Source organism: Tepidimonas aquatica (assembly GCF_007556585.1).
GTDB classification, from domain to species: domain Bacteria; phylum Pseudomonadota; class Gammaproteobacteria; order Burkholderiales; family Burkholderiaceae_C; genus Tepidimonas; species Tepidimonas aquatica.
Map to the genome: position 1 here is coordinate 43,293 of NZ_VJNA01000008.1, position 25,037 is coordinate 68,329.

General features: G+C 69.0%; 23 protein-coding genes and 2 pseudogenes. 13 read left to right on the forward strand and 12 right to left on the reverse strand.

What is annotated here, in order from left to right; all coding sequences use genetic code 11:
* Window positions 1–41: 41 nt before the first annotated feature.
* On the reverse strand, window positions 42–2,222 hold the full coding sequence (katG, locus tag Taqua_RS04285; RefSeq protein WP_144325054.1) for a catalase/peroxidase HPI: 2,181 nt from the start codon (window positions 2,220–2,222) through the stop codon (window positions 42–44).
* 229 nt (window positions 2,223–2,451) lie between these two features.
* Between katG and Taqua_RS04290 the strand changes: the two genes are divergently transcribed.
* Window positions 2,452–3,084, forward strand: a complete 633-nt coding sequence (locus Taqua_RS04290; protein WP_144325056.1) for an NnrU family protein — start codon at window positions 2,452–2,454, stop codon at window positions 3,082–3,084.
* A 51-nt stretch (window positions 3,085–3,135) separates the two neighbouring features.
* On the opposite strand, the gene Taqua_RS04295 is transcribed toward Taqua_RS04290, so the two are convergent.
* The 4 genes from Taqua_RS04295 to Taqua_RS04310 are packed head-to-tail and all read right to left on the reverse strand — an operon-like array spanning window position 3,136 to window position 7,633.
* Window positions 3,136–4,323: an MFS transporter gene (locus Taqua_RS04295; RefSeq protein WP_144325058.1), complete on the reverse strand. Its 1,188-nt coding sequence runs from the start codon at window positions 4,321–4,323 to the stop codon at window positions 3,136–3,138.
* Window positions 4,320–5,432: a chorismate synthase gene (gene aroC, locus Taqua_RS04300; protein WP_144325060.1), complete on the reverse strand. Its 1,113-nt coding sequence runs from the start codon at window positions 5,430–5,432 to the stop codon at window positions 4,320–4,322. Before aroC ends, Taqua_RS04295 begins: the two co-directional genes overlap by 4 nt.
* 8 nt (window positions 5,433–5,440) lie before the next feature.
* Window positions 5,441–7,111: a Na/Pi cotransporter family protein gene (locus Taqua_RS04305; protein WP_144325062.1), complete on the reverse strand. Its 1,671-nt coding sequence runs from the start codon at window positions 7,109–7,111 to the stop codon at window positions 5,441–5,443.
* A 9-nt stretch (window positions 7,112–7,120) separates the two neighbouring features.
* Window positions 7,121–7,633 carry a CBS domain-containing protein gene (locus Taqua_RS04310; protein WP_144325064.1) on the reverse strand — a complete coding sequence of 171 codons (513 nt, stop codon included), beginning with the start codon at window positions 7,631–7,633 and terminating at the stop codon, window positions 7,121–7,123.
* Between the two features lie 80 nt (window positions 7,634–7,713).
* Here Taqua_RS04310 and Taqua_RS04315 point away from each other — a divergent pair, with 80 nt between their 5' ends.
* From Taqua_RS04315 to Taqua_RS04325, 3 genes are read left to right on the forward strand one after another with little or no spacing between them, the layout of a single operon-like run.
* The gene (locus Taqua_RS04315) at window positions 7,714–9,024 is read left to right on the forward strand and encodes an O-acetylhomoserine aminocarboxypropyltransferase (RefSeq protein ID WP_144325066.1); all 1,311 of its coding nucleotides are present in this window, start codon (window positions 7,714–7,716) and stop codon (window positions 9,022–9,024) included.
* Window positions 9,025–9,040: 16 nt separating this feature from the next.
* Window positions 9,041–9,874 carry an alpha/beta fold hydrolase gene (locus tag Taqua_RS04320; protein ID WP_144325068.1) on the forward strand — a complete coding sequence of 278 codons (834 nt, stop codon included), beginning with the start codon at window positions 9,041–9,043 and terminating at the stop codon, window positions 9,872–9,874.
* 29 nt (window positions 9,875–9,903) lie between these two features.
* Entirely contained in the window at window positions 9,904–11,208 is a 1,305-nt protein-coding gene (locus Taqua_RS04325) for a cytochrome P450 (protein ID WP_425472580.1), read from the forward strand.
* Here the strand turns inward: Taqua_RS04325 and Taqua_RS04330 are convergent, their stop codons facing one another.
* Window positions 11,209–12,459, reverse strand: coding sequence for a YihY family inner membrane protein (locus Taqua_RS04330; protein WP_144325070.1), 1,251 nt, complete (start codon window positions 12,457–12,459; stop codon window positions 11,209–11,211).
* 19 nt (window positions 12,460–12,478) lie between these two features.
* On the opposite strand from Taqua_RS04330, the gene Taqua_RS04335 reads away from it, so the two are divergent.
* Genes Taqua_RS04335 through Taqua_RS04350 form a run of 4 tightly spaced genes read left to right on the forward strand, consistent with a single transcriptional unit; the run spans window position 12,479 to window position 15,614 of the window.
* Window positions 12,479–12,880 carry a DUF2069 domain-containing protein gene (locus Taqua_RS04335; protein WP_144325072.1) on the forward strand — a complete coding sequence of 134 codons (402 nt, stop codon included), beginning with the start codon at window positions 12,479–12,481 and terminating at the stop codon, window positions 12,878–12,880.
* Between the two features lie 14 nt (window positions 12,881–12,894).
* A complete protein-coding gene (locus Taqua_RS04340; protein ID WP_144325074.1) occupies window positions 12,895–14,346 on the forward strand; it encodes an FAD-binding oxidoreductase in 1,452 nt (483 codons plus the stop codon).
* Window positions 14,347–14,386: 40 nt separating this feature from the next.
* The gene (locus tag Taqua_RS04345; RefSeq protein WP_144325076.1) at window positions 14,387–15,199 is read left to right on the forward strand and encodes a thymidylate synthase; all 813 of its coding nucleotides are present in this window, start codon (window positions 14,387–14,389) and stop codon (window positions 15,197–15,199) included.
* A gap of 16 nt (window positions 15,200–15,215) precedes the next feature.
* Window positions 15,216–15,614: a DMT family transporter gene (locus Taqua_RS04350; protein ID WP_082668429.1), complete on the forward strand. Its 399-nt coding sequence runs from the start codon at window positions 15,216–15,218 to the stop codon at window positions 15,612–15,614.
* Between the two features lie 141 nt (window positions 15,615–15,755).
* Here the strand turns inward: Taqua_RS04350 and Taqua_RS13775 are convergent.
* A pseudogene (locus tag Taqua_RS13775) lies at window positions 15,756–16,022 on the reverse strand (calcium/sodium antiporter); the annotation flags it as partial.
* A 130-nt stretch (window positions 16,023–16,152) separates the two neighbouring features.
* On the opposite strand from Taqua_RS13775, the gene Taqua_RS04360 reads away from it, so the two are divergent.
* From Taqua_RS04360 to Taqua_RS13460, 5 genes and pseudogenes are all read left to right on the forward strand, one after another.
* Window positions 16,153–18,156, forward strand: a complete 2,004-nt coding sequence (locus Taqua_RS04360) for a helix-turn-helix domain-containing protein (protein WP_144325078.1) — start codon at window positions 16,153–16,155, stop codon at window positions 18,154–18,156.
* A complete protein-coding gene (locus Taqua_RS04365; RefSeq protein WP_143969135.1) occupies window positions 18,153–18,860 on the forward strand; it encodes an AzlC family ABC transporter permease in 708 nt (235 codons plus the stop codon). Before Taqua_RS04360 ends, Taqua_RS04365 begins: the two co-directional genes overlap by 4 nt.
* On the forward strand, window positions 18,853–19,194 hold the full coding sequence (locus tag Taqua_RS04370) for an AzlD domain-containing protein (protein ID WP_185969553.1): 342 nt from the start codon (window positions 18,853–18,855) through the stop codon (window positions 19,192–19,194). Before Taqua_RS04365 ends, Taqua_RS04370 begins: the two co-directional genes overlap by 8 nt.
* A gap of 291 nt (window positions 19,195–19,485) precedes the next feature.
* A complete protein-coding gene (locus Taqua_RS13710; RefSeq protein WP_268807361.1) occupies window positions 19,486–19,737 on the forward strand; it encodes a transposase in 252 nt (83 codons plus the stop codon).
* Window positions 19,653–19,892, forward strand: a pseudogene (locus tag Taqua_RS13460) (IS5/IS1182 family transposase); the annotation flags it as partial. The gene Taqua_RS13710 and the pseudogene Taqua_RS13460, both read left to right, overlap by 85 nt.
* A 381-nt stretch (window positions 19,893–20,273) precedes the next feature.
* Here Taqua_RS13460 and dcd read toward each other — a convergent pair.
* The 5 genes from dcd to Taqua_RS04400 are packed head-to-tail and all read right to left on the reverse strand — an operon-like array spanning window position 20,274 to window position 25,034.
* Window positions 20,274–20,840: a dCTP deaminase gene (gene dcd / locus Taqua_RS04380; protein WP_144325082.1), complete on the reverse strand. Its 567-nt coding sequence runs from the start codon at window positions 20,838–20,840 to the stop codon at window positions 20,274–20,276.
* Between the two features lie 54 nt (window positions 20,841–20,894).
* Window positions 20,895–21,953 (reverse strand): adenosine deaminase, encoded by a 1,059-nt coding sequence (locus tag Taqua_RS04385; RefSeq protein ID WP_144325084.1) that lies wholly within the window; start codon window positions 21,951–21,953, stop codon window positions 20,895–20,897.
* Between the two features lie 13 nt (window positions 21,954–21,966).
* On the reverse strand, window positions 21,967–22,923 hold the full coding sequence (locus Taqua_RS04390) for an aromatic ring-hydroxylating oxygenase subunit alpha (protein WP_058616445.1): 957 nt from the start codon (window positions 22,921–22,923) through the stop codon (window positions 21,967–21,969).
* A complete protein-coding gene (locus tag Taqua_RS04395) occupies window positions 22,923–24,083 on the reverse strand; it encodes a BMP family ABC transporter substrate-binding protein (RefSeq protein WP_144325086.1) in 1,161 nt (386 codons plus the stop codon). Before Taqua_RS04395 ends, Taqua_RS04390 begins: the two co-directional genes overlap by 1 nt.
* Before the next feature lie 30 nt (window positions 24,084–24,113).
* A complete protein-coding gene (locus Taqua_RS04400) occupies window positions 24,114–25,034 on the reverse strand; it encodes an ABC transporter permease (RefSeq protein ID WP_144325088.1) in 921 nt (306 codons plus the stop codon).
* Window positions 25,035–25,037 lie beyond the last annotated feature (3 nt).

Sequence of the window (25,037 nt, forward strand, 5' to 3'; positions counted from 1 at the left end):
GCGCCGATGCTACATCGGCGCTGCGCACGGCGGGGCAGACCTCAGGGCCGCAGGTCGTAGCGGTCGGCGTTCATCACCTTGGTCCACGCGGCGACGAAATCGCGCACGAATTTGGCGCGGTTGTCGTCCTGGGCATAGACCTCGGCGTAGGCGCGCAGAATCGAGTTCGAGCCAAACACCAGATCGACCCGCGTGGCGGTGAAGCGTACCGCACCGCTGGAGCGCTCGACGATGTCGTAGCGGTTGCGCCCGGCGGGTTGCCAGCGGTAAGCCATGTCGGTCAGGTGCACGAAGAAATCGTTGCTCAGCACCCCAACGCGGTCGGTGAATACGCCATCGCGGCTGCCACCGAAGTTGGCGCCCAACACCCGCAGTCCACCCACCAACACCGTCATCTCCACCGCCGTCAGGCCCAGCAGCTGGGCGCGATCCAGCAGCAGCTCCTCGGCGGGCACCGTGCAGTCGGGCCGCAGGTAGTTGCGGAACCCGTCGGCCACCGGCTCCAGCCACTGGAACGAGGCGACGTCGGTCCAGTCTTGCGTGGCGTCGCCACGGCCCGCCGCGAACGGCACCTCGGTGGGGTAGCCTGCGGCTTCGGCCGCCATCTCGACGCCGACGTTGCCCGCCAGCACGATCACGTCGGCCACGCTGGCGCCGTACTGCTGGGCCAGCGGCTCCAGCACCGCCAGCACCTTGGCAAGACGCTCGGGCTCGTTGGCGGGCCAGCGGCGTTGCGGCTCCAGGCGGATGCGCGCGCCGTTGGCACCGCCGCGGTAGTCGGAGCCACGGAACGTGCGCGCGCTGTCCCACGCGGTGGCCACCAGCTCGCCAACGCTCAGGCCGCTGGCACGGATGCGTGCCTTGAGAGCTCCGATGTCGTAGTCCTTGGGACCCGGCGGCACCGGATCTTGCCAAATCAGGTCCTCTTGCGGCGCTTCGGGGCCGATGTAGCGCGTGCGCGGCCCCATGTCACGGTGGGTCAGTTTGAACCAGGCGCGTGCGAACACTTCCGAGAAGTACGCGTGGTCCTTCCAAAACCGCTCGGCGATCGGGCGGTAGACCGGATCCATCTTGAGCGCCATGTCGGCGTCGGTCATGATCGGCATGGTGCGCTTGGACGGATCCTCGGGGTCGGGCGGCATGTGCTCGGGACGGATTCCGATCGGCTGCCATTGCCAGGCGCCGGCGGGGCTCTTGGCCAGTTCCCACTCGTAGCCAAACAGCAGCTCGAAGTAGCCGTTGTCCCAGCGTGTCGGGTTCGTCGTCCAAGCGCCCTCCAGGCCACTGGTGACGGTGTCGCGGCCCACGCCGCGCGTGGTGTGGTTCATCCAGCCCAGGCCCTGCTCCTCGATCGGCGCGCCTTCCGGGGCCGGTCCCAGGTTGGCGGCGTTGCCGTTGCCGTGGGCTTTGCCGACCGTGTGGCCGCCGGCCGTCAGCGCCACGGTTTCCTCGTCGTTCATGCCCATGCGGGCAAACGTCTCGCGCACGTGCAGCGCGGTCTTGAGCGGGTCGGGCTGACCGTTGACCCCCTCGGGGTTGACGTAGATCAGCCCCATTTGCACGGCGGCCAGTGGGCCGCTGAGCGTCTCGGGCTTGTTGATGTCGCCAAAACGCTCATCGGCCGGCGCCAGCCACTGGCGCTCCGCACCCCAGTCGACGTCTTTTTCGGGGTGCCAGATGTCCTCGCGCCCGAAGGCAAAGCCGTAGGTCTTGAGGCCCATCGACTCGTAAGCGACGTTGCCGGCCAGGATCATCAAGTCGGCCCAGCTGATTTTGTTGCCGTACTTTTTCTTGATCGGCCACAGCAGCCGGCGCGCTTTGTCGAGGTTGGCGTTGTCGGGCCACGAGTTCAGCGGCGCGAAGCGCTGGTTGCCGGTGTTGGCGCCGCCGCGCCCGTCCGCCACGCGGTACGAACCCGCGGCGTGCCAGGCCATGCGAATGAACAAGCCGCCGTAGTGGCCGTAGTCCGCTGGCCACCAGGGCTGGCTGTCGGTCATCAGGCGGCGCAGGTCGGCCTTGAGCGCCTCCACATCCAGCGTGCGCACCGCCTCGCGGTAGTTGAAGCCCGGCAACGGGTTGGTCTTGGTGTCGTGCTGGTGCAGGATGTCAAGGTTGAGCGCGTTGGGCCACCAGGCGGTGGGCGAGCGCGCCGGATCGGCTTGGGTCACAGCCCCTTGGTGGAAGGGGCAACCGCTGGCAGCGGGTCGGTGGGGGGCGTTCATGGCAAGGCTCCTTTCTTGGGTCGACGCTTGATCGACGCACACTATTTCTTACATCCAATGAATTGCATGCATCGATCATCAGCAGTGTACGCCCGTCCCGCCGCGACGGGGGTTGTTTTTGTTGATGCCGGCGATAGCCCGTTGACGCCCCGCAGGTTGCTGCGCAGGCCGACCCATCGGCCGCTATGATGGCAAGCGTCGGCGCACACCGCGCCGCGGAGGTATGACCATGCAATGGTTGGTGCTCGGGTTGATCGTCTTTCTTGGGGTGCACTCGGTGCGCATCGTCGCGGACGATTGGCGCACGCAGGTCATCGAGCGCGTCGGGCCGCTGGCTTGGAAGGCGGGCTACGGCCTGCTGGCGCTGCTGGGGCTGGCGCTGGTGGTGTGGGGCTATGCCCAGGCGCGGCTGGAGCCGGCGGTGCTGTGGTCGCCACCGCTGGCGATGCGCCACGCCGCGGCGCTGTTGACGCTGCCTGCTTTCGTGCTGGCCGTGGCGGCCTACGTGCCGGGCAACGCCCTCAAGGTGCGCTTGGGGCATCCGCTGGTGCTCAGCGTCAAGCTGTGGGCCACGGCGCATCTGTTGGCCAATGGCAACCTGGCCGACGTGCTGTTGTTTGGCGGTTTTCTGGCGTGGGCGGTGTTCAACTACCGCGCCGCCCGGCGGCGTGACGCGCGCACGCCGGGCACCGATGCAGCGGACGAGGACGATGCCGACGACGGCGTGACCGAACCCGATCCGCGCCACCCTGTGTCGGCCGCCGCCACCGTGGCCACCGTGGTGGTCGGCGTGGCGCTGTGGGTGGTGTTCGCGTTCTGGCTGCACGCGGTGTTGTTTGGCGTCGCGCCGTTGGGGCGCTGACGGCTCCGCCCTGCCGACACCGGGCGCAGCGGGCGCGGGGCACACGGGCCTCTAACGCGGCACGGGGTGTTCGTGGCGCGCCAGCTGCAGCGCGCACGCGGCGGCCAGCAAGGCCGCCACCATGCCGGCAACGAACACGGCGCTCAGCCCCCAGTGGACGCTGATCGCGCCACCCACGGCACCCGCCGTCACGCCCGCCAGACCGTAGCCCACCACCGCGTACAGCGCCTGACCGCGCGCGCGCAACGCACCCGGAAAGTGGCGGTTGATCCAGCCGATGCACACCGTGTGATGGGCGGCAAAGGTGATGGCATGCACCACCTGCGCGGCCACCAGCCACGCGAGTTCGTGCGCGCCCCACGCTGTGGCCGCCATGCGCAGCGCGGTCAGCAGCGCGGCCACCAGCAACCACTGCCCGTCGCTGAAGCGCGGCAACCAGCGGCCCTGGGTGAAAAACCAGCCGATTTCCACCACCACGGCCACCGCCCACAGCGCGCCGATGGTGCCTTTGCCGTAGCCCAACTGGTCCAGGTACAGCGAAAAAAAGATGTAAATGAACACGTGCGCCAGCACGTGCCCGTACAACGCCGCGCCGAACCACAGCACCGCAGGCTGGCGCAACACCTGTCGCAGCGCCGGGGTCGGCAGCGCCTGCGTCGCACCCAGGTGCCGCGGCGCCAGCGGCGGCAAGCGCCACACCGCCAGCAGCACCAGCGCCAGCGTGGCGCTGGCCCACAGCGGAAAGCTGCCCATGCCCGTGCGCTCGAACACGTACCCCGCCAGCAGCACGGTGACCAAAAACCCAAGCGACCCCCACAGCCGGATGCGACCGTAGCGCGCCGCGTCGAACCCACCGTGTTGGCTGACCGCGTGGGCCAGCGCCGCTTCGGACAGCGGCATCATGCCGCTGGTGTGCGTGAACAGCAGCAGCAACACCACGGGCAGCCAGCCGGGCCACGGTTGCCACCACAGGCCCAGCGTCAGCAGCAGCGCTGCGCTGGCGCACCAGCGCAGCCAGCGCAGCGGGTCGCCGTGGCGGTCGCTCAGGCTGGCCCACAGCCACGGCGCAAACACGCGGGTGGCCGACTGCAGCGCGGTCAGCAGCCCAATGGCCCACACGCCGTAGCCGAGCTGTTGCAGCCACAGCGGCAGGTACGGGTTGAAAAACCCGATGTGCGCAAAATACCCGGCCGACAGCGCCGCGTACGGCCACAGCCGCGGGGCGGCCGCTGCGCTCATGCCGCCGGTTGCAGCGGGGCCTGCGCCGCCACCGGCCCAGGGCTGACCCGCACGTCACCGCATTGCGCGCGGTGGCGCAAGGCGTGGTCCATCAGCACCAGCGCCAGCAGCGCCTCGACGATCGGCACGGCGCGGATGCCAACGCACGGATCGTGCCGGCCTTTGGTGATGACCTCGACGGGCTGGCCGGCGGTGTCGATCGACGGCCGCGGCACCAGAATGGAGCTGGTGGGCTTGATGGCCAGCGTCACGACGATATCCTGCCCGGTGCTGATGCCGCCGAGGATGCCCCCGGCGTGGTTGGAGACAAAGCCCTGCGGCGTGATGGCGTCGCCATGCTCGCTGCCGCGTTGGGTAACGCAGGCAAAGCCGTCGCCGATCTCGACGCCTTTGACGGCGTTGAGGCCCATCATCGCGTGCGCAATGTCGGCGTCCAGCCGGTCGTAGATCGGCTCGCCCAGCCCCACCGGCACGCCATGGGCCTCGACACGCAGCCTGGCCCCGACCGAGTCACCAGCTTTGCGAATGTCGCCAAGGTACGCTTCCAGCGCCACCACATCCGCCGTCGGGGCGAAAAAGGGGTTGGCGTCCACGTGCTGCCAGCCCTCGAACGGCACCTGCACGGTGCCAATTTGCAACAGGCAGCCACGCACGACGGTGCCGTAGTGCTCGCGCAGCCACTTGCGCGCCACGGCACCCGCCGCCACGGTGGGGGCGGTCAGCCGCGCCGAGGAGCGCCCCCCGCCGCGCGGGTCGCGGATACCGTACTTGTGCCAGTAGGTGTAGTCGGCATGCCCGGGCCGGAAGGTTTGCGCGATGTCGGCGTAATCCTTGCTGCGCTGATCGGTGTTGGCGATCAGCAGCGCGATCGGCGCGCCGGTGGTGCGCCCCTGGTAGACGCCGCTGAGGATCTGCACCTGGTCGGCCTCCTGCCGCTGCGTGACGAATTTGCTGCTGCCGGGACGGCGGCGGTCCAGCTCCGGCTGGATGTCGGCCTCGGACAGCGCCAGCCCGGGCGGGCAGCCGTCGATGACGCAGCCGATGGCCGGTCCGTGCGATTCGCCGAAGTTGGTGACGCGAAACAGGGTACCCAGGGTGTTGCCGCTCATGCGCGGCATTATCCCGCAGCGTCGCCGCCCGCGGCCGTCACCCTGGCCAGGGCCAGCCGCGCCGCTTTGGTGATTTGTTGCAAGCCGCGGCGCAACTCGCTGGCCGCGCGCAGCCAGGCGTCCATCGCGTCCAGCGGCAATTGCCCCTGGGCACCGGCACGCAGCAGCGCCGCTTTCAGCACGGCGTAGGCGTCCTCGGCTTCGGTCAGCGCGGCGTCCAGCGCGGTGGCGTCCGCGCCGGTGCTGGTGTGCAGCAGTTCCAGCAACGCACGCGCGCGTTGCCCAAACGCGCCCAGCTCCAGCAGCGGCAGCCCCGCCACCGGCTGCGCCCACGGCGCCAGGGCCTCGGCCGCCTCGTCGGCCTGCTCCACGGCGACCTCGGCGTAGCGGGCCACGCGCAGCAAGTCGGGCAGGCGCTCGGCGCTGGCACGCTCCAGCTCCGCGCGTTGCAAGCGCACCACAAAGTCGGCCACCGCCCGCTGCAGCGCGTGCGCCGCGCCGCGCGCCGCACCCAAGCGCTGTTGCACCACCGCCACGTCCGGCGCGCCGGCCACCGGTGCGGGCTGCAGCGCGGGCAGCTCCAGCACCGTGCGCAACGCTGTCACCGCCAGGCCCTGCAGGCGCTGCAGCTCGTGCCGCAACGCGTCCAGCGCCAACGCCGGCACCGCCAGCACCGTGGGGTCCAGGTGGCGCGGACGGGCCTCGTCTTCCTCCGCCGCTTGAAAGCGCGTCTGTAACCAGCGCGTCAGCGTCGGCGTCAGCGGCCACATCAGCAGCACGCCCAGCACGTTGAACAGCGTGTGGAACATCGCCACCGTCAGCGCCGGCAGCGGCGGCCAGCCCAACGCCTGCTTGGCCTGCAACAGGGCCTGCACCAGCCATGGCAGCAGCGCCAGCGCCACACCAGCGGTTATGACATTGAACGCCACGTGCGCCAGCGCGGCGCGCTTGGCGTTGGGGGTGGCGCGCACAGCGGCCAGCACCGCGGTGACGGTGGTGCCGATGTTGGCCCCAATGACCACCGCCGCTGCACCCTGGGCGCTGATCAAGCCCGCCTCGGCAGCGCTGAGGGCCACCGTCAGCGACGCGCTGGAGCTTTGCATCAGCACCGTCAGCGCCAAGCCCACGCCCAGTTGGGCCAGCACGGCGGTCCACCCGACACCGGCGGGCAACGTGATGGCGCTGGCCACGCCATCGAAGGCGTGCTTGAGCATTTCGATGCCCAAAAACAGCAGGCCAAACCCGGCCAGCGCCGTACCCAGCGCGGCGCGCCGGCTGCCCGCACCGGTAAGCCGCACGGCCACGCCAACGCCCACCAGCGGCAGCGCCAGCGCGTCGATCTTGAAGCCAAAGCCCAGCAACGACACCAGCCAGCCGGTCATCGTCGTGCCGACGTTGGCGCCATACAGCACCCACAGCGCCCCCGCCAGCGGCAGCAAGCCGGCGTTGACAAAACCGATCGTGGCCACGGTGACGGCACTGGACGATTGCACCACCGCCGTCACCAACCCACCGACCGCAAGCGCCCGCACCCGCGTCGTGGTGGAGGCACGCAAGATGCGCTGCAGCGCCGAGCCGGCGGCCAGGCGCAGCCCGTCCGTCATCAGCTCCATGCCCAGCAGGAACAGGCCGAGCCCGCCCAGCAGGGTGGCCAGCGCTGGTCCGACGCCTTCGGTCACGGCGCGGTGTCAGTGCGCCGCCGCCCCGCCCTGCGCGGCCGACGTGCCGCCGTCCGCAGCGGCGCCCGTGCCGGCGGCCGGTGCGTCGTCTTCGGGCCAGTCGCGGATGTAGGCCTTGAGCATTTTGTTCTCGAAGCTTTGCATCTCGACCACCGCCTTGGCCACGTCGTAAAAGCTGATCACCCCCATCAGCATGCCGCCGTCCATGACCGGCATGTAGCGCGTGTGGCGTTCCAGCATCATCGGGCGCACCTGGTCGAGCTCGGTTTCGGGCGTGCACGTCATCGGGTGGTCGTCCATGATGCTGCGCACCGTCACGTCGCCCACCGTGCCGCCGTTGCGCGCGATGGTGTCGATGACCTCACGAAACGTCAGCATGCCAACCAGTTGGCCGTGCTCCATGACCGCCAGCGAGCCGATGTCGAACTGCGCCATCGTCTCCACGGCACGGCCCAGTTTTTCGTCGGGCGACACGGTGTAGAGCGTGCCGCCTTTGACGCGCAGGATTTCGCGAACTTTCATCGTGGGGCTCCTGTTGTCTCGTGGGCGCGGCCACTGCGGCCGCCGTGTAGCTAATATAGACCACAATGCGAGGAGACACCATGCCTGGTTACGCCGATCCCGGCTTCGACACCCTGGCGCTGCACGCCGGCGCCGCCCCCGACCCCGCCACCGGCGCGCGCGCGGTGCCGATCCACCTGACGACGTCGTTCGTCTTCGAGTCGGCCGACCACGCCGCGGCACTGTTCAACCTCGAGCGCGTGGGCCACGTCTACAGCCGCATCAGCAACCCCACCAACGCGGTGCTGGAGCAGCGCGTGGCGGCGCTGGAAGGTGGCATCGCCGCCATCAGCACCGCCAGCGGCCAGGCTGCCTTGCACCTGGCCATCGCCACGCTGATGGGCACAGGCGGACACATCGTTGCCTCCAGCGCGCTGTACGGCGGCAGCCACAACCTGCTGCACTACACGCTGCGGCGCTTTGGCATCGAAACCACCTTCGTGCGCCCCGGCGATCTGGATGGCTGGCGTGCCGCCATCCGCCCCACCACGCGGCTGCTGTTTGGCGAGACGGTGGGCAACCCGGGCCTGGACGTGCTGGACATCCCGGCGGTGGCCGACATCGCCCACGCGGCGGGCGTGCCGTTGCTGGTGGACTCGACGCTGACCACCCCGTGGCTGATCCAACCGCTGGCGCTGGGCGCGGACCTGGTGGTCCACTCGGCCACCAAATTTTTGAGCGGTCATGGCACCGTCATCGGCGGCGTGCTGGTCGACGGCGGCAGCTTCGATTGGGAAGCCGCGCACCAGCGCGACGGACGCTTTGCCGAGCTGGCCGAGCCTTACGACGGCTTTCACCGCATGGTGTTCGCCGAAGAGTCCACGGTAGGCGCCTTTACCCTGCGCGCCCGGCGCGAGGGGTTGCGCGACTTTGGCGCCTGCATGAGCCCGCACACCGCCTGGTTGATTTTGCAAGGTATCGAGACGCTGCCGCTGCGCATGGCGCGGCACATGGCCAACACCGAAAAGGTGGTGGCTTTTTTGGCCGCGCACCCGATGGTGGCGCGCGTCGGCCACCCGTTGCTGCCCGATCACCCGAGCCACGCGCTGGCGCAGCGTCTGTTGCCGCGCGGTGCCGGCAGCGTGTTCAGCTTCGACCTCAAGGGCAGCCGCGCGCAGGGCCGCGCCTTCATCGAAGCGCTCAAACTCTTTAGCCACTTGGCCAACGTCGGCGACTGCCGCAGCCTGGTCATCCACCCGGCCAGCACGACGCACTTCCGCATGAGCGACGAGGCGCTGGCCGCCGCCGGTATCGGGCCCGGCACGATCCGCCTGTCGATCGGCCTGGAAGACCCCGACGACCTGATCGACGACCTCAAGCGCGCCTTCAAGGCCGCCGAAAAAGCCGCCTGACCCGGGAGAGCGCACCATGATGATCGACGTGCACGGCGCCCCGCTGTACGCCTACACCGGCGGCAAAGCGTTTGACCCCGCGCAGCCCACCGTGGTGATGATCCACGGCGTGCTCAACGACCACAGCGTGTGGATTTTGCAAAGCCGCTACCTCGCGCACCACGGCTTCAACGTGCTGGCCATCGACCTGCCCGGCCATGGCCGCAGTGGCGGTCAGACCCCGGCCAGCGTCGCCGACGCCGTGCGTGCGGTGGCCGGATGCCTGGACGCGCTGGGCGTGGCGCGCGCCGCCCTGGTAGGACACAGCTGGGGCTCGCTGATCGCGCTGCAGACCGCGGCCGAGCTGCCCGAGCGCGTGTCGCAACTGGCGCTGGTGGGCACGGCGTACCCGATGCGGGTGTCGCCGGCGTTGCTGGAGGCGTCGCTCAACGCGCCGCTGAAAGCCATCGACATGGTCAATGTGTACAGTCACTCGACGCTGGCGCCGCCGCCCTCGGCGTTGGGGCCCGGCGCCTGGCTGTACGGCGGCTCGCGCGCGCTGATGCGCCGCGTGCTGGCCAGCAACCCGTCGGTCAACGTCTTTCACCGCGGCTTTGTCGCCTGCGACAGCTACCAAGACGGCGAGGTCGCCGCGCGCCAGGTGCGCTGCCCGGTGCTGTTCGTGCTGGGCACGCGCGACCAAATGACGCCGCCGAAAGCCGCGCAGCCGCTCATCGACGCCACCCGCGCCGCAGGCGTGCCGGTGCAGGTGGTGCGCGTGCCCGCCGGCCACGCGCTGATGACCGAAGCCCCCGACGCCGTGCTGGAGGCGCTGTACGGCTGGCTGCGCCAGCCCGCGGGCGTGGGTTGACAGGGGCCGACACACATCGCTGCACCGCCATGGACGCACCACCGATACCACCTGAAGCCATCACGCCACCGATGGCGCCCGAGCGTGCGGTGGCGATCGCCAGCACGTTCGACCTGCGCGCGCTGCCGCCCGACTTTTTGGCCAACCCCTACCCGGTGTACGCGGTGTTGCGCGAGCGCGACCCCGTGCGCGCGATGCCCGATGGCAGCTGGTTCCTGACCCGGCACGCCGACCTCGTGGCCGTGTACCGCGACGCCGCCACCTTCAGCTCGGACAAGCACGTCGAGTTTGCGCCCAAGTACGGCCCCGACTCGCCGCTGTACGAGCACCACACGACGAGCCTGGTGTTCAACGACCCGCCCCTGCATACGCGGGTGCGCAAGCTCATCATGGGGGCGCTGACGCGGCGCGCCATCGCCGACCTGGAGCCCGGTCTGGTGGCGCTGGTGGACGGGCTGCTCGACCGCATCGCAGCCCAGGGCGGGGGCGATCTGATCGAGGACTTTGCGGCGGCCATTCCCGTCGAAATCATCGGCAACCTGCTGGGCGTGCCGCACGACGAGCGCGGCCCGTTGCGCGGCTGGTCGCTGGCCATCCTGGGAGCGTTGGAGCCGGTGCTGACGCCGCAGCGCCGGCAAGAAGGTGAACGTGCGGTGCTGGACATGCTGGACTACCTGCGCGTGCTGGTGGCGCACCGCCGCCGCCACCCGCTGGACCCCCAGCGCGATGTGCTGACGCGCCTGATCCAGGGCGAGGCCGACGGCGAGCGCCTGACCGAGACCGAACTGCTGCACAACTGCATCTTCCTGCTGAACGCTGGCCACGAGACCACCACCAACCTGATTGGCAACGCGTTGGTGTGCCTGCACGAGTGGCCACAGGAAAAGACGCGGTTGCTGCAACGGCTGCATGACGCGCGCCATCAGCCCGAGCAGCAGGAGGCCATCCTGAGCGCCGCGGTGGACGAGTTTTTGCGCTTCGAATCGAGCAACCAACTCGGCAACCGCCGCGCGCTGCGCGCCGCCGAGGTGGGCGGCGTGCGCCTGCCCGAAGGGGCGCTGGTGACGCTGTGCATCGGCGCGACCAACCGTGACCCCGCGGTGTTCGAGCACCCCGAGCGGCTGGACCTGAGCCGCCCCAACAACCGCCACCTGGCCTTCGGCTTCGGTGTGCACCAGTGCGCCGGGCTGAGTCTGGCGCGGCTGGAGGGCCGCATCGCCATCGGGCGCTTTCTGGCACGCTTTCCACGCTACACACTCAGCGCGCCGCCGGTGCGTGGCGGGCGGGCGCGTTTTCGGGGGTTTTTGCGCGCCCCCTTCGTCACCGAGGCTTGATCACCCCGCGATTGGCCGTGCCACCGGAGCCGGCAGCACCTGCGCCACCGCCGTCGCCTCCAGCGGCAGCGCACGCCACAGCGGCTCGGTGCTGGCGTCGCGCGGCAGCCACAGCACCTGTGCCAGCTCGGCCAACGTCCGCTGCCGCAGGTCGACCAGCAACACCCAGCGTCCGTCGGCGTCGCTCAGGCGCCCGACCCAGCCCAGCGCCTGCAACGCCTGCAGCGGCTCTTGCAACTGCAGCGGATCGACGCGCAGCCGCCGGGCCAACTGCGCTGCGGTCAGACCCGGCTGCGGTGGCTGACGGCTGGCGTCGAGCTGCGCCAGCAGCTCCAGCGCCAACTGCATCGGCCAGCCGGGCGTGTTGCCGCGCCGCGCCACGCCCGCCAGCAGCAACGGCAGGTAGGCCACGATCACCGCCCCCAGCAGCACGATCAGCCACACCAGGTACAACCACACCAGCAGGATCGGCACGGTGGCAAACGCCCCATAGACCACCGAATAGGTGGGCACCGCCCGCAGGTACCACGCCAGCAGGCTTTGCGCCAGCTCGAACGCCACCGCCACGAACACCCCGCCCACCAGCGCGTGGCTCGTCTGCACCTGGGCGTTGGGCACGAAGCGGTACAGCGCCGTCATGCCGGCCACCACGGCGGCAAAGCCCGCCGCGTCCAGCAGCCACTTGACGCCTTGGTGCGCCACCGGCAGCCAGCCACGCGACACCGACAGCGCGTACGAGCTGGCGCTGAGCACCACCGCCAACAGCAGCGGCGCCAACGTCAGCACCGCCCAGTACATCAGCACCCGCTGCGCCAGCGGCCGCAGCCGGCGCACGCGCCAGATGTCGTTGAGCTGGCGGTCGATCGTCAGCACCAGCGCCAGCGCCGTCACCAACAACGCCAGCGCCCCGCCAAGCCCGATTTGCGCCGCCTTGCTGGAAAACTGCCACAGGTACTGCGCCACCTGGCGCGCCAGGTGGTCCGGCACCAAGGCTTCGACCATCCAGCGCTGCACGCGCTGCTCCATCTGCCCAAACGCCGGAAACAGCGCAAACACCGCCAGCGCCACGGTCAACAGCGGCACCAGTGAGATGGTGGTGGTGAACGTCAGGCTGCCGGCGGCCACCGCCAGACGGTCGTGCGCGAAGCGCTCGCGCAACGTTTGCCAGGTGGTGCGCCAGGGGAACGTTTGCAACCGCTGCGCCAGCGCGCCGACGCTGGCCACGGCCAACCGGGAAGAGTCATGCTGCATGCCGCTATCATGCCAGCCGATGCAACCTTTGTCGGCCTCGTCCACCCCCCACGCCGTCCCGCCGGCGGTGGCGCGCACGCGCGCGCTGGCCATCGCCGCGCTGGCCGCCATGATCGCGCTGGGTCTGGCGTGGGAGCTGTGGCTGGCGCCGCTGCGGCAGGGTGGCTCGTGGTGGGCGCTGAAGGTGCTGCCGCTGGCCATACCGTTGGCCGGGTTGCTGAAGTGGCGGTTGTACACGTTCCGGTGGCTCAGCCTGCTGGTGTGGCCTTACGTGGCCGAAGGCGTGGTGCGTGGCAGCAACGACGCGGGGCTGTCGGCGCTGCTGGCCTGGGGCCAGACCAGCTTGGCGCTGCTGTTGTTCGCCGCCTGCGCCGCGCACGTGCGGCTGCGCCTGCGCGCTGCGCACGTCCAGAGTCCCTAGCGTTGCCAACGCCCATGTCTGCACCCAACACCACCGTCCCCGATGACGCCGTGCTCAGCGCCCTGTGTGCGGTCGTCGGCCCCGAGCACGTGCTGACGGCGGCCACGCATGACCTGACCGCGTGGGAGCAGGACTGGCGCCGCCGCCACCGCGGTCGCGCGCGCGCGGTGGTGCGCCCCGCCGACACCGCCCAAGTCGCCGCCGTGGTGCGCACCTGCGCGGCGCACGGTGTGCCGATCGTGCCGCAGGGGGGCAACACCGGCCTGGTGCTGGGTGGTGTGCCCGACGCCAGCGGCACCGAAGTGGTGCTGAGCCTGCAGCGGCTGCAGCGCGTGCGTGCGCTGGACCGTGACAACCTGACATTGACGGTGGAGGCCGGCTGTGTGCTGCAGGCCGCCCAGCAAGCGGCGGCGGATGCCGGGCTGTGGCTGCCGCTGAGCCTGGCGTCGGAGGGCAGCTGCACCGTCGGCGGCGTGCTGGCCACCAACGCCGGCGGCACGCAGGTGCTGCGCTTTGGCAACGCGCGCGACCTGTGCCTGGGGCTGGAGGTCGTCACCGCCGATGGGCGCATCTGCAACGGTCTGCGTGGCCTGCGCAAGGACAACACCGGCTACGACCTGCGCCATCTGTTGATCGGCAGCGAGGGCACGCTGGGCATCATCACCGCCGCGGTGCTGAAGCTGGCACCGCAGCCAGCGGCGCAGCTGACCGCGTGGGCGTCGGTGCCGTCGTTGGCGGCGGCGGTGGCGTTGCTGGGCATGGCGCAGCGGCACCTGGGGCCGGCGCTGACCGGGTTCGAGGTGATGAACAGGCTGGCGCTGCAGCTGGTGCAGCGCCACTTTGCCGAGCTGCCGATGCCGCTGCCCGGCGACGCGGCCCCGTACGCGGTGCTGCTGGAACTGAGCGACGCGGAGGGCGAGGACCACGCCCGTGCACGCCTGGAGGCGGTGCTGGCGCACGCGCTGCAACAGGGCTGCGCACTGGACGCCGTCGTGGCCACGAATCTCACGCAGGCGCGCACCCTGTGGCACATCCGCGAGTGCATCCCGCTGGCGCAGGCACAGGAGGGCCTCAACGTCAAGCACGACATCAGCCTGCCGGTGTCGCGCATCCCCGCGTTTTGCGCCGAGGCCGAAGCGGCGCTGCAGCGCCGGGTGCCGGGCGCACGCCTGGTCAACTTCGGCCACCTGGGCGACGGCAACCTACACTTCAACGTGCAGTGCCCGCCAGGGGCCGATGCGGCAGCCTTTTTGCAGGCGCACGAAGCCACCATCAACACCCTGGTGTACGACCTGGTCCACGCCCACGGGGGCTCGATCAGCGCCGAGCACGGCATCGGCCGCCTCAAAGCCGCCACGCTGCCGCGCTACCAAGACCCGGTGGCGCTGGCGCTGATGCGCGCCATCAAGCAGGCGCTGGACCCGCAGCACCTGCTCAACCCCGGGCGTGTGCTGGTCGACAGGTAAGGCCACACTGCACCGCGGCCGCCCGGCGATAATCGCGCCCATGAGCACACGCCCGATCCGCACGCAGTACGAAGACTTCATGCGCCACGTCTTCGAGCACGGCACGCCCAAGACCGACCGCACCGGGGTGGGCACGCGCAGCGTGTTCGGCTACCAAATGCGCTTCGACCTGTCGGAGGGCTTTCCGCTGGTCACCACCAAAAAGCTGCACGTCAAATCCATCATCTACGAGCTGCTGTGGTTTTTGCGCGGCGAGCGCAATGTGCGTTGGCTGCAAGAGCGCGGCGTGACCATCTGGGACGAATGGGCGCGCGCCGACGGTGACTTGGGCCCCATCTACGGCGTGCAATGGCGCTCGTGGCCAAAACCCGACGGCGGCCACATCGACCAGATCAGCGAGGTGTTGCATACCCTGCGTACCAACCCCGACTCGCGACGCATCATCGTCAGCGCCTGGAACGTCGCCGACCTGCCCCAGATGGCGCTGGCGCCGTGCCATGCGTTGTTTCAGTTCTACGTGGCCGACGGCCGACTGTCGTGCCAGCTCTACCAGCGCAGCGCCGACGTCTTTCTGGGCGTGCCGTTCAACATCGCCAGCTATGCGCTGCTGACGCACATGGTGGCGCAGCAGTGCGATTTGGGCGTCGGCGACTTCATCTGGACCGGCGGCGATTGCCACATCTACCACAACCACGTGGAGCAGGTGCAGTTGCAACTGTCGCGCTCGCCCTACCCCTACCCAACGCTGCGCATCCGCCGCCGCCCGCCGACCCTGTTCGACTACGAATTCGACGACTTCGAATTCCTGGACTACCAGCACCACCCGGCCATCAAGGCGCCCGTGGCGGTGTGAGCCGCCCCTACCCGTGATGCTGTCGCGCGCCCAAGCCCTGGGACTGGTGGCCTTGACGCTGATGTGGGGCGTCAACTGGCCGGTCATGAAACTGTCGCTGCAGGAGCTCTCGCCCCTGTTCTTCCGCGCCGTGACGATGACCGGCGGCGCGCTGTGGCTGTTCGCGTTCTATCGCTGGCGCGGTGTGCGCCTGCCGCCCCGGCGCAGCGAGTGGCGCAGCATCGTCACGCTGGCACTGCCCAACATGCTGGGCTGGCACACGCTGGCCATCTTTGGCGTGGCCGCCCTGGCGTCCGGGCGGGCGGCCATCCTGGGCTTTACCATGCCGGTGTGGACGGTGCTGCTGGGGGCACTGTTCTTCGGCCAGCCGCTGACGCGGCGCACCTCCGTGGCGGCGGTGGCGGTGGTGCGGTAGGCCAGCAGCACGCCGTCTTCCCAGCGCGCGATCTCCCGGCCGCTCATGAAGATGGGCAGGCAGGCCAGCAGCGTGGCCACCCACCATCACCCACAGATCGAAGTTCAGGACAGCTTCGGAAATGGGCAGGCCACGGGGCGCCACCACGCCGGCCAGGCCCAGGCAGACAAGGATGTTGAAAATGTTGCTGCCCACCAGGTTGTCCACGACCAGATCGATGGTGCCGTTGGCGGCTGCGCCCACCGACACCGCCATCTCCGGCGCACTGGTGCCGAGGGCCACGATGGTCAAGCCTACCACCAGGGGCGAGATCCCCCAGGACAGTGACGACCGCGCGGCGCCGCGCGTGAGGCCCTCAGCCCCTGCCACCAGGACGACCACGCCAACGATGAGCAAAACGATGGACATAGCGTGGACCTCCTTCCCCGGATGCAATGTGGCGCCATCGTGCCATAGAGGCACACCTGGCCGCAGACCGACAGAACGAACCGTTTGTTTGTTATAATGAACTCACATCGATATCTATCAGGAAAACCTCGTGAGCACCGTCTCAGCCATCGGCAGGAATCTGCTCCGATTTAGGGAACAGCGAGGGCTCACGCTGGCGGGCTTGTCCGAGCGCAGCGGGGTGGCGAAATCGACCTTGTCGCAGCTGGAAAACGGCGAGGGCAACCCCACGATCGAGACCCTGTGGGCTGTGGCTAACGCCCTGGGAGTGCCCTTCGGCCAGCTGGTCAACGAGGAACTGAGCGACGGCGGCGAGCTGTCGGACAAGGGGGTGATTGTTCGATTAATCGAAAAATCGACCGACGACCCCGAGATCGAGGTCTATCTGATCGAACTGCGGCCAGGCTGCCGCAAGGACTCCGCCCCGCATCCGGAAGGGGTGAAGGAACGCATCACGGTGCTGTCCGGGGCCATGCTGGTGGGGCAGGCCGACCGGCCGCGCATGGTGAGGGCTGGCGACACTCACACCTTCGACGCCGATGTGCCGCATGTGTACGCGGCCACCGAGCAAGGCGGCCGGGCCATGGTGGTGATCGTGTATCCGCCCAAGACCTATTCGGCCAGTGCCTCCACGCTCTACCTAGAGTGGCCCCAGGCCCCGAGCGCCTGGGAGGGGGTGCGCAGCGTGATGGAGCGCGCCCTGCTGGAGGTGTCCAACGGCCTGGGCGCGCGCATCCTGCGACTGCGCGGTGAGCCGCTCAATGGGCGTGACGGCCTGCTCAAGCTGCGCCAGATGCAGCACGAGGCCACCGCCGGTCCCTGGCGCTGGCCGGTGCTGTCGCTGGTGGAAGACGACGCCCAGGGGCCGTATGTCGCCGTGGTGCCCATGCCCCTGACCGGAGCCTTTGCCCAACCCGACCAGGCACCGCCCGCCTGGGCCAACGCCGACCTGCCGGCTGCCGCCATCCGCCTAGCCCGGCTGGCGGAATCGCCCTTCATCGAGCTTGGCGCGCCCGAAACGGCTGCGATCCAGGCTTATTTGGAGGGCCACAGCTGGGTGCTCAACAGCCTGGCCGCTGAGGTGCTGCTGCAGCGGGGGCGCATGTGCATGCCGCGGCAGCTGCATCACGTGCGCCCGGCGCCCGCAGCGGCGCAGCGCGGCGGCCGGGACGGGCCGTTCTCCAGCCGCATCGACGTGGAGCAGTACGATACCTTCGAGCTGCTGCACCCCGCCTACGCCCGCCAAGTAGTGGCCGCCGCCCAGGATATCGCAAGCTTCGCCGGACCGCAGCCCGCCTTGCAGGCCATCGACGTGGGCGCAGGGCCGGGTCTGCCGTTGCTGATGCTGCACGAGCTGCATCCGGGTTGCCGTTTCCTGGCCGTCGAACCCGACGAGGCGGCGTTTGTGTGCCTGCAGCGCAATGCCCACGGGGTTGAGGGCATCGAGCTGCATCACGGCGGCTTCCTGGAGCTCGACCTGCCGAGCGGCGAGACACCGCTCATCACCTCTTTCGGCGCCTCGCACCACTTCAACACAGCCTTCATGCTGCAAAAGGCCATGCAGCTGCTGCAGCCCGGCGGGCTGCTGGTGGTGGCCGACGAGTTCCTGCCCGAATTCGCCAGCGTGGATGAACGCAACCTCGCCCTGGTGCGCCACCACAGCGCCTACCTGCTGGCCAGCATGGCCTGGGTGGGTGAGCCGCCGGCCTCCGAAGGGGGGCTGGACCTCAGGCTCTACCGCGACTTGCGCCGCTCCATCATCATGGCCATGGTCGCGGCCACCGAGGGCAAAACGAACCAGGCGGTGAGCCTGTGCCGTAACCTGTATGCGCGCCTGTGCGAGTCCGGTTTGCGCGAGCGCCCTGCACATGAGATCGGGGCCTTCGTGCGCTTCTACTGGCTGGAGCTGCAGGCCATGGTGGCCGGCTTCGACTACGAGGTCGAGCGCAAGACCTTCCCGCGCCGCTTTGCCGGGCTGGCCGCGCTGGCCGGGTTGGAGTTGCGCCGCCACCGCCGGGTGTTTGCCACCACCGGCAGCGACGACTGGGGCGGGGGCACCCATGTCTTCACCTTCAGCAAGCCGGAGGGCGCATGACGCGGCAGGTGCTGCGCGGCCTGGGCGACAGCCTGGCCATTGCAGCGGGCTACGTGCCCGTGGCTTTTTCTTTCGGGCTGGCCGCCGTTCAGATGGGTTTGGGGGCTCCATGGGCCGTGGCCATCTCAGCCATCGTTTTTGCAGGGGCCAGCCAGTTCGTGCTGGTGTCCCTGCTCGCCGCCGGCGGCGGGCCGCTGACGGTGGTGCCCACCATCTGGCTGCTCAATGCCCGCCATCTGCTCTACGGTCGGGTGGTGGCCGAACAGCTCGCGCAGGCGCGCCCGGCCCGCGTGCGCCCGGCCCTGGCCTTTGGCCTGACCGACGAAGTCTTCGCCTGCGCGGCCGCGCGTTTGCCCACCCTGGCCCCGGCCCAGCGCGCGGGCTGGCTGGCTGGCCTGCAGGCCGGGGCTTATGGCGCGTGGATCGCTGGCACCTGGCTGGGGGCCGAGACCGGCGCCCAGCTGGTGGACCGGATCCCCCTGCTGCAGGAGGCTTTGCAGTTCGTGCTGCCGGCGCTCTTCCTGTCGCTGCTGCTGCAGATGGGGGTGCACGGACGTGGCCGGGCGCTGTGGGGGGCGGCGGGTGTCACGCTGCTGGGCCTGGCCCTGGGCCCGGCCCATGTGGCCATCCCGGCCGGCATGCTGGCCGGTGCGGCCCTCCAGTTGCTGCAGGCACACGTGGACGAGGACGGCGACGATGAGTGAAGCCGGCTGGATACAGCTGCTGACCGTGCTGGCCTGTGGGCTGGGCACCTTCCTGCTGCGCTCCTTGCCCTTCTGGTGGGGGCTGCGTCAAAGTACCGAGCGTTCGAACCTTATCCGCCGCTGGTCCTCGGCCATCGGCCCGGCCGCCATCGCCGCCCTGCTGGTGGCCTCGCTCTTCCCCCTGCTGTGGCCAGCCGCCGGCCCCACCCGCGCCCTGCCCACGGCCGTTGCCATCGCCGCCGTGATCCTCCTCCAGCGCCTGCGCGGGGGGCTGGCGGCCTCCACGCTGCTGGGCACGGGGGTGTATGCGTTGATGTTGTGGGTGAGCGGGTGACGCGTTGTACCCAGCCACCCCCTGATTTACTCTTGACTATTTGATTTAGCTCTGGATTTCACGCTTTCTCGGCAAAAATATCTCCCACTTTCACATCCTCGTGTGCGCGATTTGCGGGAGTTTTCTGTGAAGTTTGCCCGCCCTGCCACAGACGATTTCTTCCGCTCGCGCATCGATCACATGATCGATCTGCGCCACCCGCTGGCGGTGCTGGCCTCTCGCATGCCCTGACAGCAAATCGGAGGATCGGTGGCGCATCTGTTGTCGCGCAAGGCGCGCTCGGGCATCGCCATGCCCGATCTCGATCTGTTTGGTGAACAGGTGCAGCGCCGCGAACGCTTGAGCCACGCGGGGCGCCCGCGCGTGCCGCTGCGCATCATGATCAGCCTCCTGTATCTCAAGCACGCCTTCAACGAGTCGGACGAAGGGGTGGTCGAGCGCTGGCGCAATGCTGGCGCGACTGTATCAGCAAGGGCAAGGCCCGAACACCCTACGAATTCGGCGTCAAGGCGGGCATTGCCAGCACGCTCAAGGGCAACCTGATCGTGGGTGCGCGGGCCTTCCATGGCCATCCGTATGACGGACACACCCTGCGCGAACAGCTCGAGCAGGCCACGATCCTGATGCAAGACTGTGCGGTCGAGCCCGCGACGGTGTTCGTCGATCGGGGCTACCGGGGGGTGGATGCGCTGCAACTCGGATGTGCGCATCGTGCACCGAGGCAAGACCCCACAGATCAGCAAGCAGGAGAGTAAGCTGCTCCGGCCACGAAAACATCGAGCCCATCCCCTCTTTTGCGCCTGTTGCGGCAGGCCGAGGCGGGGGTGGGGGCGATATCGCTCAGGCCAGGCTCGATGCACGCAAAACTGGGGCTCGGGTGAAAATTTCAGGGGCGACTGAGTGTACCTGGCTTATAACCTAGGCTCACAGCATCGGCGTAACTCTGCACCCGTGTACCGAGTCAACGAAAGCAGAGTTTTCAGACCCCTTCCTGTTTGCGGCTGATAACCGCCGTCTCGCGAGGGATTCGACCGAGAAATTCGTATCCGCGACCTGCCCGCCCCTGAACCGCGCGTTCCTCACGCCCGCGGCAGCGTCACGCCCCGCTGCCCCTGGTACTTGCCGCCGCGGTCGCGGTACGAGACGTCACAGACCTCGTCGCTCTCGAAAAACAGCACCTGCGCGCAGCCTTCGCCGGCGTAGATTTTCGCCGGCAGCGGAGTGGTGTTGGAAAACTCCAGCGTCACATAGCCTTCCCACTCGGGCTCGAAAGGCGTGACGTTGACGATGATGCCGCAGCGGGCGTAGGTGCTCTTGCCCAGACAGATGGTCAAGACGTTGCGCGGGATGCGGAAGTACTCCACCGTGCGCGCGAGCGCAAAGCTGTTGGGCGGGATGATGCAGTGGTCCCCGTGAAAATCGACGAAGCTCTTCTCGTCGAAATCCTTCGGGTCGACCACCGTGCTGTGGATGTTGGTAAAGACTTTGAATTCCGGCGCGCAGCGGATGTCATAGCCGTAGCTGCTGGTACCGTAGCTGATGACGCGCCGTCCGTCGACCTCGCGAATTTGGCCCGGCTCGAACGGCTCGATCATGCCGTATTCCTCCGCCATGCGGCGGATCCATTTGTCGCTTTTGATGGTCATGGTGGCGTGGCGCAACAGTCGTTCACTGCATTTTACGTAGGCGACGCGCGCCAGTCAGGCCGCTGCGGCGGCAAACGCGGCATGGAGCCGCTGCAGGTAGCGCGCGCGGGTCGGCTCGTCGATGAACGCGGCCTCGAACCCGTTGGCCAACAAGCGCCACGCCTGACGCGCGCTCAGGCCCAGCGCGGCCACGGTCTGCACCAGGTTGTCGCCCACGTAGCCGCCAAAGTAGGCCGGGTCGTCCGAATGCACCGACACGCACAAACCGGCATCCAGCAGCCGACCCAAGGGGTGCCGTGTCAAATCGGGATAGACGCACAGCTTGACATTGGACAGCGGGCACACCGTCAGCGGCACGCGCTCGCGCGCCAGCCGCTGCATCAGGGCGGGGTCGTGCAGCGCCTGCACGCCGTGGTCGATGCGCTGCACCTGCAACAGGTCGAGCGCTTGCCAAATGTAGTCTGGCGGCCCCTCTTCACCTGCGTGGGCCACGACGTGCAGCCCCAGTGCGCGGGCACGCTCGAAGACGCGAACGAACTGGCGCGGAGGGTGATCGCGCTCGCTGGAGTCGAGCCCCAGGCCGATGAAGTGTTCGCGGTACGGCAGCGCGGCTTCCAGCATCGCCAACCCCTCGTCTTCGCTGAGGTGACGCAGCACGCACAAAATCCACTGCACCGACAGCCCGAGTTCGGTCTGCGCGCGGCGCTGCGCCGCGACCAATCCCTCGAACAGCACGGCCATCGGGATGCCGCGTGCCGTGTGCGTCTGCGGATCGACAAAACATTCGGCATGGACCACGCCGTCGGCGGCCGCGCGCTGGAAGTACGCCCACGCGAGGTCGTGGAAGTCCTGCGCGTCGCGCAGCACGCCGGCGCCGGCGTAGTACAGATCCAGAAAGCTCTGCAGGCTGGTGAAGGCGTAAGCCGCGCGCACCGCCTCGACGTCGGCGTACGGCAGCGCTACGCCATGGCGGCGCGCCAGGGCCAGCATCATCTCCGGCTCCAGCGTGCCCTCGATGTGCAGGTGCAGCTCGGCCTTTGGCGCGCGCTTCAGCAGCTCGACGAGCCGCCCGGGGCCGATGCGCTCGAAAGCCAGGTCGGGTTCAGGGATCATCGCGCGCCCCTGTTCAGCAGACGCCGAAGGTGATGCCGGCCGCGCGCAGGTAGCGCCGGTAGGCGGCGCTCAGGCGGTCGGCGGCGCACATCGCCTCGCCGCCGAAGAGCGGCAGGCGCTTCGGAGTCTGGGACTCGAGGATCGGGCGGTCCTGCGCGAAGATGGCGCTCTGGAACTCGCGCAGCGCCGCGTCCGGGGTGGTGGTGTCGGTGGTGTGCTGCACGAACCAGACGCGGCAGGTTTCCGGCGTCGTCGGGCAGGCCCACATGACGTAGGCGTCGGCCGGGGCGTCGCCCTCGGGCTGCTTCTGCAGCAGCGCGGCGTAGGGACTGAGCACCTCGTAGCGGTAGCGCACCCAGGCGCCGCCCTGCGCGCGGGCAGTGGCGCGCGGCTGCCAGGCCGGGTAGTCCGGCACGACCGGGCGGCCGTCGGCGGTCAGCGTCACCTCGTACGGCGGCACCTCGGCGTGCGTCGGCGCGCCGAGCCAGCCTTCGTGCACGTAGGCAAAGTGCGCGGTGTCGAGGAAATTCTCGATCGCGCGCGGGGCGCTGGTGGCCACGTCGAACGGCCCGTGCACGACGCGCCGCGGCGGCAGAGGGGGCAGCGACGGCGGCGCGGGCGCGACGGGGGTGCCCAAGCACACCCACAGCAGCCCGTGCGCCTGCGCCACCGCATGGCGGCAGGCGGCGTGACCGTCCGGTGGCGCAAAGCCCGGCAGCGCCGGGATCGCGCGGCAGCGGCCGTCGCCGTCGAAGCGCCAGCCGTGGTACGGGCACCGCAGCTGCCCCTCCACCACCGCGCCGAGGGACAGGCGCGCGCCGCGGTGCGGGCAGCGGTCGGCGAACGCCTGCACCGCACCCGCGCCGTCGCGCCACAGCACGAGCGGCTCGTCCAGCAGCGTAACCGGCACCGGCGCCGCGCCGACGTCATCGGCCAGCGCCACCGGCCACCAGTGGTCGCGCTCGACCATCACTTGCCAGCCGGGATCTTGCCTTCCACGCCCTTGACGAAGAAGTTGACCTTGTCCTTCCAGTCCTGGTCGGCCTTGACGCCCTTGGCCAGCACTTCCTTGCCGGTGTTGTCGACGATCGGGCCGGTGAAGACCTCGAACTCGCCGCTCTTGAGGCCCGCTTTGACCTCTTCGACCTTCTTCTTGGCCTCTTCCGGCACCACGTCGGCGATCTTGATCAGGTCGTTGAGGCCTTCCTTGACGCCCCAGACGGTGCGCTTGGTCTGCCACGTGCCGTCCAGCACCTCCTGCACGGCCTGGACGTAGTACGGACCCCAGTTGACGACCGCCGAGGCCAGGTGCGCCTTCGGACCGAAGCTGCTCATGTCGCTGTCCCAGCCGAAGGCGTACTTGCCGTTCTTCTCGGCGGTCTGCAGCACGGCGGTGGAGTCGGTGTTTTGCAGCAGCACGTCGGCGCCCTGGTTGATCAGGCTCTGCGCGGCCTCGGTCTCCTTCGGCGGGTCGAACCAGGAGTTGACCCACACGACCTTGAGCTTGATGTTGGGCTTGACGGTCTGCGCGCCCAAGGCATACGCGTTGATGTTGCGCAAAACCTCGGGAATCGGGAAGGAGCCCACGAAGCCGAGCGTGTTGGTCTTGGTCATGTGCCCGGCGATGATGCCCGCCATGTACGCATCCTGGTAGAAACTGGCGTCGTAGATGCGCATATTGGGCGCGGTCTTGTAGCCGGTGGCGTGCTCGAATTTCACATCCGGAAACTCTTGCGCCACCTTCAGCATCGGCTCCATGTAGCCAAACGAGGTGGCAAAGATGATCTTGTTGCCCTGCGCGGCCAGGTCGCGGATCACGCGCTCGGCGTCGGCGCCTTCCGGCACGCTTTCGACGAAGGTGGTCTGCACCTTGTCACCAAAGTGCGCCTCCACCGCCTTGCGGCCGAGGTCGTGCGCAAACGACCAGCCGGCATCGCCCACCGGACCGACGTAGACCCAGGCGGCCTTCAACGGCTCGGGCTTGGGCGCCTGCGTGGCCGGGGCGGGGGCCGGGGCGGGGGCGGCCTCCTCTTTCTTGCCGCAGCCCACGAGGGCGCTGCCCGCCACCAGCCCCAGCGCCGCGGCCTTGGCCGCGGTCTTGAGCCATTCGCGCTTGTTCGCATCGATCATGGAAGTACTCCTGTGTGAAAAAGGGGGATGTTACGACCCGGGATAAAACGGCTTGCCCAGGGACTGGGGCATGTGGGTGCGGATCCACAGCGGGCTGCGGGAAATCAGCACCAGCACCACGATGGTGGCCAGGTAGGGCATCATGGTCAGGAACTGGCTGGGCACCTGAACCCCCATGCCTTGCAGGTGAAACTGCAGCATCGTCACGCCGCCAAACAGATACGCACCAAGCAAAACCCGTGCCGGCCGCCAGGTGGCAAAAGTGGTCAGCGCCAGCGCGATCCAGCCCTTGCCGGCGATCATGCCTTCGACCCACAGCGGCGTGTAGACGGTGGACACATAGGCCCCGGCCAACCCGCACAGCGCGCCCCCGACCACCACCGCCAGCAGCCGAATGCGGCGCACCGGGTAGCCCAGGGCGTGGGCGGACTCCGGGTTCTCGCCCACGCTGCGCAGCACCAGTCCGGTGCGTGTGCGGTCAAAAAACCACACCAACCCTATCGCCAGCGCAACCGCCGCATACACCAGCGCATGCTGGCGAAACAGCGCGGCGCCCAGAAAGGGCAGATCCCCCAGCAGGGGTACATGGGGCGCGACCAGCTCCGGCAGCTTGTACTGGGTGTAGGGCTGCCCCCCGAAAGCGGACAGCCCGGCGCCAAACAGGCTGAGCGCCAGCCCGGTGGCGTACTGGTTGGTGTTGAGGTAGATGACCAGCCAACCGAAGACCAGCGACAGCAGCGCCGCCACCCCCATGCCGGCCAGAAAGCCCAGCGGATGCGCCCCAAAGTGCACCACCGCCGCAAAACCGGCCAGCGCGCCGCACAGCATCAGCCCCTCGGCGCCCAGGTTGACGACGCCCACCTTCTCGTTGATCAGCAGCCCCAGCGCCGCGATGGCCAGCACCGTGCCGGCGTTGAGCGAGGCGGCGATCAGCAGTGCCACAGCTTCCATCGC